Source organism: uncultured Campylobacter sp. (assembly GCF_937997595.1).
GTDB lineage: Bacteria > Campylobacterota > Campylobacteria > Campylobacterales > Campylobacteraceae > Campylobacter_B.
Window position 1 is genome coordinate 1 of record NZ_CALKTS010000061.1, and the last position, 5,764, is coordinate 5,764.

Sequence of the window (5,764 nt, forward strand, 5' to 3'; positions counted from 1 at the left end):
TGCTCTATTAACGCCAAAAGCGATCTGTAGCAGCCGTGCACGTCGCCGATGATGTAGATATTTTGCATAATTTCTCCTTAAATTTTAACGCCCTCGCCTTTTAACGCGCGAGCTGTGATTGTAAGCGGCGACCAAGAATTTCAAGGCGAAATTCTGCACTAAATTTTAAAATTCCGCGCGCTAGGACTTGGGCGGATAAATCTGCTTTAAGACCTCGGCTACGACGATCATAAAAAGAACGATAAATATTAATGCGCTAAGCAATGAGGAATAAAACCTGGCAAGATGCAAATCTGAAACAATCAGCGCCACAATCATCATCCCTAAAAATGGCGATAGCATCCAAACCGCTGCTGTAGGCAAAAATAAATTTACGAAAAAATCCGTGAGCTTACCAAAATCCTTTAACTTTGCGGCAAGTATCGCGCAAATCCCGCAGGAAAATATCCACAAAAATAGGAAATATGCGAATTTTTTCTGCAGCCAATCTAGAGGGTCGTCATCCCAGACGCTAGATGTGTAAAAAAACGGTTCTATCACAAAATCGGCCAAACTCGAAACGCACATCAAGTAAAAACTCATCGAAAATGCGCAGGCTATAATTTTTAAAATAATCATCAAAGCTCCTAAAATTCTAAATTTAGGCGAAAAATTCCTCGATTAGCCTAGTCATTTCGCTCTCAGCGGCGACGTGGTTGATCTGCTCGCGAAAGCTTGCGGCATTTTCGCGTCCCTTGGAGTATTCGTGCAGATGCTTGCGAAATATCGCTACGCCGCGCACACCGTAATGACCGAGCATTTGAGCGAAATGATAGAGCACGACCTCCCTTTTTAGCGCGTCACTTGCCTGTTCGCCCGTTTTAATCTCGCGAAAGATCCACGGTCTGCCGATTACCGCGCGACCGATCATCAGCGCGTCTGCGCCGCTAAGGTCTCGCACCGCGGGTGCATTGGCGAAGTTTATGTCGCCGTTTGCGATCACCGGGATTTGCAGCGCGTATTTGGCTCTTGCGATCGCGCCGTAATCCACCGCCGCGCTGTATCCGCCCGCTCTGGTGCGGCCATGAATCGCGATAAAATCGGCTCCTGCGCTCTGTACGGCGCGCGCGATATTTTCGATATCCACGGCGCTAAAGCCTAGCCGCACCTTCGCACTCGTAAATTTTTTGTTCGAATACTTTTTGATCGTCCCAACCAGGCGCGATAGACGGGGCAGATCAAGCAGCAGCGCCGAGCCGGCGCCCTGTTTTACGACTTTGGGGACGGGACAGCCGCAGTTTAGATCGATGCCGTCGATGCCGTCAAATTTATTGATGAGCAAAACCGCCTTTTTTATGATTTCCACATCGCTGCCTGCGATCTGCACGAAAAATGGGGTTTCGGCTGCGTTTTTTTCGAGCATCTTTAGCGTCTTTTCGTCCTCAAAAACAAGGGCGTTTGCGCTTATCATCTCGCTTACGGTAGCGTCGCAGCCGAATTTTTTCACTACGCCCCGCAGCGGCGGATCCGAAAAGCCCGCCAAAGGCGCCAAAAATAAAGGGTCCCTTTTAAAAAAATCTTTCGTCATTTTAAATTTCTCATTTTGATTTCGTTTGAATTTAAACCTTTAAATTTAATACCACAGCGCTTGCAGCGGGTTTTGCCGCGAGCTTTAAAATTTTAAATTTCATAGGCTACGTATTCGCATTTAGGCACGAATTTTATTTTTAAGCTTAGCTAATTTGAGTGGTGGCAAAACGGCAGCAAGGATTATCACCGCTAAATTTTGTTTGCGCGGCGAACCTGGCAAGCAGCTTGCAAAACGCCGCACGGATTTTAAAATTTCAGCACTTTTATTCAGCTAGCAAGTCTTGCGCTTTATGTTTAAATTCTAAACTTCATAGCATAAATGCAAAACCCGTTTACACGCGCACTACGCAAGCAAATCTTTTAAATTTTACCGCTTACGCGCATTGATTTTTCGATAAATTTTGAAATTTAAAATTTGCGCGAGTTAGAATTTTACCCGCACTTTAAAATTTATCGCGCAGGCTGTGTTTAATAGACGCAAAGAGCTTAAAGGCAGCCTCTCTTACCCGCATAAAACGAACTCGTAAAATTACCGAGCTAAAATAACAGCGACGCAGGGACGTTTTTGCCGTTGTCGCGCAAAAATAGCAAAATTTTAAACTTTTCAAACTCGTCGCCGTCGGCAAGACTTAGCTGCTCTCTAAACTCGTCGATCATGCCAAGCTCATATAGCGCGTACAGATATGCCTCGGTCGCTTCTTGATTCTCGTTTTTGAGCCGCTCGAAAAAGGCTTTGTATTGCTCTGGAGCGAGATGATTTTTTAGCTTTTTGGCAAAGCCGATAAAATCCTGCTCGCTAAATTTTTCATTATTTACGAGATCGAAAAGCTCCTCGCTACTGATCTCAAAGCTCGTGTCATTTACCGCGCGATTCACTAAAATATTTACCTCGGCTATATCTTGAGGAATTTTATAGGCTTTGATCTTATCGTAGCTTCCTTTGGCAAGCGCTACGGCATAGGCTTTTTTAGTGATATTTTCGCTATAAACGCCTTTAGTTTTTAAAATTTCATACGCATACGCAGGCTCAGCGTCGAGGCGGTTGAGCTCGTTTTGCAAAAATAGTCCGTTATCTTTAGGAAGTTTATATTTTCGCAGATCCGCCACTTCGCCGTTTTTAACCTTCTCAATAACACCTATGACCTCTTTTAGATCCTCATTTTTGACATCTATGCCAGTGCTATCGTACCACGGAGATAAAATTTTAGTAAGCTCGCTTGGGTCTTTAAAATACTCGGTTTTAAAGTCTTTATTGGTATCAAGACCCAGCAAAACCTCTTTACTCATCGCATCGTACGCGCTTAGGTCCTTTGCGATCGCCCTTTTTGTGCGGTAAAAAGCAAAGCTATGAAAAACGATATGAAACATCGCCAAAATCATATATAAAATTAACGGCAGTACGATCCACACCGCCACAGGAAGCGTAAGCGTAAAACCGAAAAGCCCCAGTGTATAGCTACTGCTTTGCTGCGTAAAAACTAAAATCGCGACGATTGCGATATAGACGATCGAATATAAAAAGAATTGCTTGGTTTTCATAGCTAACTCCTATTTTGCTTTTCCGCCTGTTCCTTGCACGAAATGCACAATCTCGCCTCTGGATTTACCTTAAGACGCTCTAAGCTTATCTGCTCGCCGCAGCTCTCGCAAAGCCCATAAGTGCCGTTTTCGATACGTTTAAGCGCGCTTTCAATCTCTAAAAACGCCTTTTGTTGATTAACATTGAGCGAGTATTCGATGCTTAAATCCGTATTCATGCTCGCTACGTCAAAATCATCCGCAGCTTTATTTTCGCGCAATTCCGAAATTTCATTTACAGAGCTATTAATATTGGCGATGAGTTGCTCTCTTTTTTCTTCTAAAATTTTCTTGTAAAATTTCAACTCGTTTTTCTTCATTACTTCCCTTTATTTGTGATATGGATGGTTTGCGTTAATGCACAGCGCGCGAAAAATTTGCTCAAAGAGCAAAAGTTTAGCGATTTTATGCGCTAACGTAAGCCTGCTAAGACTGATTATTTTATCGGCTTTTGCCTTAAAATTTTCACTAAGCCCATAAGCGCCACCGATGAAAAACGACACGGCGCTTTTATCTTTTAGCATTCCGGCAAATTCCACGCTGTCTAGCTCCTGTCCGCGCTCATCCAAAGCTACGACGTATCCGCTAAGGCGCGGTAGATAAGCTTCATCATACGCCTTAAGCGCTAGCTCAGCAGATGTGCTTTGTGCGCGAGCGATATTAGCGTTAAAAAATATATCATCTCGCACCGTGGCAAATTTAGCCGCCATTTTTTTATAATCGCTTATCGCGCCTGCGAACTCGTCCGTGCCCTTTTGGATGGAATTTACCGTTATCCGCACTACTCTTCGCTTCCCTCTTCGTGCAGCGATTTGTCGCTAGTATCATCGATCTGCACGGCGTTTTTGCTAAGCACATTGATTATATCGCTTAGATACTGCCTCATCTCAGCTCTAGGCACGATCGCGTCGATTAGTCCATGCTCGAGCAGAAATTCCGATCTTTGAAAGCCCTCCGGCAGATCAGCTCCGATGGTTTGCTTGATAACGCGCTGTCCGGCAAAGCCGATGAGAGCGCCGGGCTCTGCGATGATGATATCTCCCAGCCACGCAAAGGACGCGCTCACGCCGCCCATCGTAGGATCGGTAAGAACGGAGATGAAAGGAATTTTATGCTCGGATAAAATTTTAAGCGCGGCGGAGGTTTTGCTCATCTGCATTAGCGAAAAGGTGCTTTCTTGCATCCTAGCACCACCACTTGCGCTTACGATTATTAGCGGCTCGTTTTTATCAAGGCTGCGTTTTACGGCGCGCACGATCTTTTCGCCCTCCACAGAACCCAGGCTTCCGCCCATGAAGTTAAAATCAAACACCACGAGCTGAATTTTTTGGCGACTTATAGCGCCCTCGCCTGCGATAACCGCGCTAAGCCTGCCCGTTTTTTCTTTGCTCTCGGCAATACGCTTTTTGTAGGATTTTTTATCGACGAATTTTAGCGGATCGACGGGCTGCAAATTTTGATCGTACTCCACGAAAGAGCCTTCGTCGCAGATCAGATCGATACGAGCTTGCGCGTCAAAACGAAGGTGATAGTTGCACTTCGGGCAAACGCTATGATTTTGCTCGACCTCTTTGCTATACATCAGTGCGCCGCATCCTGGGCACTTGATCCAATGCGTAGGAGCTTCGCTCGGCGCAGGTTGCGTCCTACGTATTTTTGAAAATAGATCTCCGAAATTCATATGATTTCCTTTAAATTCTATGAAATGAAACTTCTGATTATAACCTAAAATTCTTTATTTAAATTTATATGTGAATTTCGCTAAAATAGGAAAATGCAAGGATTTATATTAAAAACGACCAAAGTTAGGGATGAGGACTGCATCGTAGACGTGCTGAGCGAAAGTGCGCTCGTGCGTGCGTATCGCTTCTACGGCGCGCGCCATTCAAACATCATCCAGGGCTATAAAATCGACTTCGAACTCTCGCAAAATCAAAACTTCCTCCCTCGTCTTAGCGGCGTGATACATCTGGGATACGCGTGGCTCGGAAACCGCGAGAAGCTGCTATTTTGGCAGCAATTTATGCGGCTTTTACACGCGCATCTAAAAGATGCCGAGCATCTGGATAAATTCTATTACGAGCTGCTAAACCGAGCTGCTATGCGCTTCGGCAAACAAAATCCGCGTCGCATAATCGTAGAAAGCTACGCCGAAATTTTAAAATTTGAGGGGCGGTTGCACGACGAGCCGTATTGTTTTTTATGCGATGAGGAAATTTTAGAAAATATCGCGCTATGCCGCGGCTTTTTGCCTGCGCACGAGCTTTGCGCGCAAAGAGCGGGCTTTGCGCAAGATGAAATTTTAGAATTTTTACGAAGCAAAAAGACACTAAATTTAAACGACGAAACGGTAGAGAGGCTCTACGACATAACGCTTGAGGGGCTTTGATCTGTAGCGCGTTTGATGAAGACGTGAAATTTCAAAGCTTGGGCGCTAAATTTAAAATTTCGTAGAATTTCAAAATTTCATGAACAGGCGGTTTTATACTTTATCTGCCTTTTCTCGCGCAAAGCCAAACAATCGCATTGCGCGGGGTTTGCATTAAATTTTAACTGGACTAGCTAAAAAGCTTTTTCATCGCCTTAAAAAACATTGCGGTGAGCGGATTTGATTTGC

The 5,764-nt window shown here is 44.6% G+C and carries 7 protein-coding genes; 1 reads left to right on the plus strand and 6 read right to left on the minus strand.

All coding sequences use genetic code 11. From position 1 onward, the window contains the following. Positions 1–180 precede the first annotated feature (180 nt). From Q0614_RS02050 to accD, 6 genes are all read right to left on the minus strand, one after another. On the minus strand, positions 181–618 hold the full coding sequence (locus Q0614_RS02050; protein ID WP_298786199.1) for a hypothetical protein: 438 nt from the start codon (positions 616–618) through the stop codon (positions 181–183). Between the two features lie 22 nt (positions 619–640). Next, on the minus strand, positions 641–1,567 hold the full coding sequence (locus Q0614_RS02055) for a tRNA-dihydrouridine synthase family protein (protein WP_298786201.1): 927 nt from the start codon (positions 1,565–1,567) through the stop codon (positions 641–643). Positions 1,568–2,106: 539 nt separating this feature from the next. Next, positions 2,107–3,108, minus strand: coding sequence for a LapA family protein (locus Q0614_RS02060; protein ID WP_298786203.1), 1,002 nt, complete (start codon positions 3,106–3,108; stop codon positions 2,107–2,109). Positions 3,109–3,110: 2 nt separating this feature from the next. Further along, the gene (gene dksA / locus Q0614_RS02065) at positions 3,111–3,467 is read right to left on the minus strand and encodes an RNA polymerase-binding protein DksA (RefSeq protein WP_005872423.1); all 357 of its coding nucleotides are present in this window, start codon (positions 3,465–3,467) and stop codon (positions 3,111–3,113) included. Positions 3,468–3,476: 9 nt separating this feature from the next. Next, on the minus strand, positions 3,477–3,929 hold the full coding sequence (locus tag Q0614_RS02070; protein WP_298786205.1) for a 23S rRNA (pseudouridine(1915)-N(3))-methyltransferase RlmH: 453 nt from the start codon (positions 3,927–3,929) through the stop codon (positions 3,477–3,479). Beyond that, positions 3,929–4,828 carry an acetyl-CoA carboxylase, carboxyltransferase subunit beta gene (gene accD, locus Q0614_RS02075; protein WP_298786208.1) on the minus strand — a complete coding sequence of 300 codons (900 nt, stop codon included), beginning with the start codon at positions 4,826–4,828 and terminating at the stop codon, positions 3,929–3,931. Before accD ends, Q0614_RS02070 begins: the two co-directional genes overlap by 1 nt. 93 nt (positions 4,829–4,921) lie before the next feature. Here accD and recO point away from each other — a divergent pair, with 93 nt between their 5' ends. After that, a complete protein-coding gene (gene recO / locus Q0614_RS02080; RefSeq protein WP_298786209.1) occupies positions 4,922–5,536 on the plus strand; it encodes a recombination protein RecO in 615 nt (204 codons plus the stop codon). Positions 5,537–5,764: the final 228 nt, after the last annotated feature.

Bases quoted from the DNA above. Each gene is read 5' to 3' on its own strand.
- accD (WP_298786208.1), bottom strand. From the start codon at position 4,828: ATGAATTTCGGAGATCTATTTTCAAAAATACGTAGGACGCAACCTGCG.
- Q0614_RS02055 (WP_298786201.1), bottom strand. From the start codon at position 1,567: ATGACGAAAGATTTTTTTAAAAGGGACCCTTTATTTTTGGCGCCTTTG.
- dksA (WP_005872423.1), bottom strand. From the start codon at position 3,467: ATGAAGAAAAACGAGTTGAAATTTTACAAGAAAATTTTAGAAGAAAAA.
- recO (WP_298786209.1), top strand. From the start codon at position 4,922: ATGCAAGGATTTATATTAAAAACGACCAAAGTTAGGGATGAGGACTGC.
- Q0614_RS02050 (WP_298786199.1), bottom strand. From the start codon at position 618: ATGATTATTTTAAAAATTATAGCCTGCGCATTTTCGATGAGTTTTTAC.
- Q0614_RS02060 (WP_298786203.1), bottom strand. From the start codon at position 3,108: ATGAAAACCAAGCAATTCTTTTTATATTCGATCGTCTATATCGCAATC.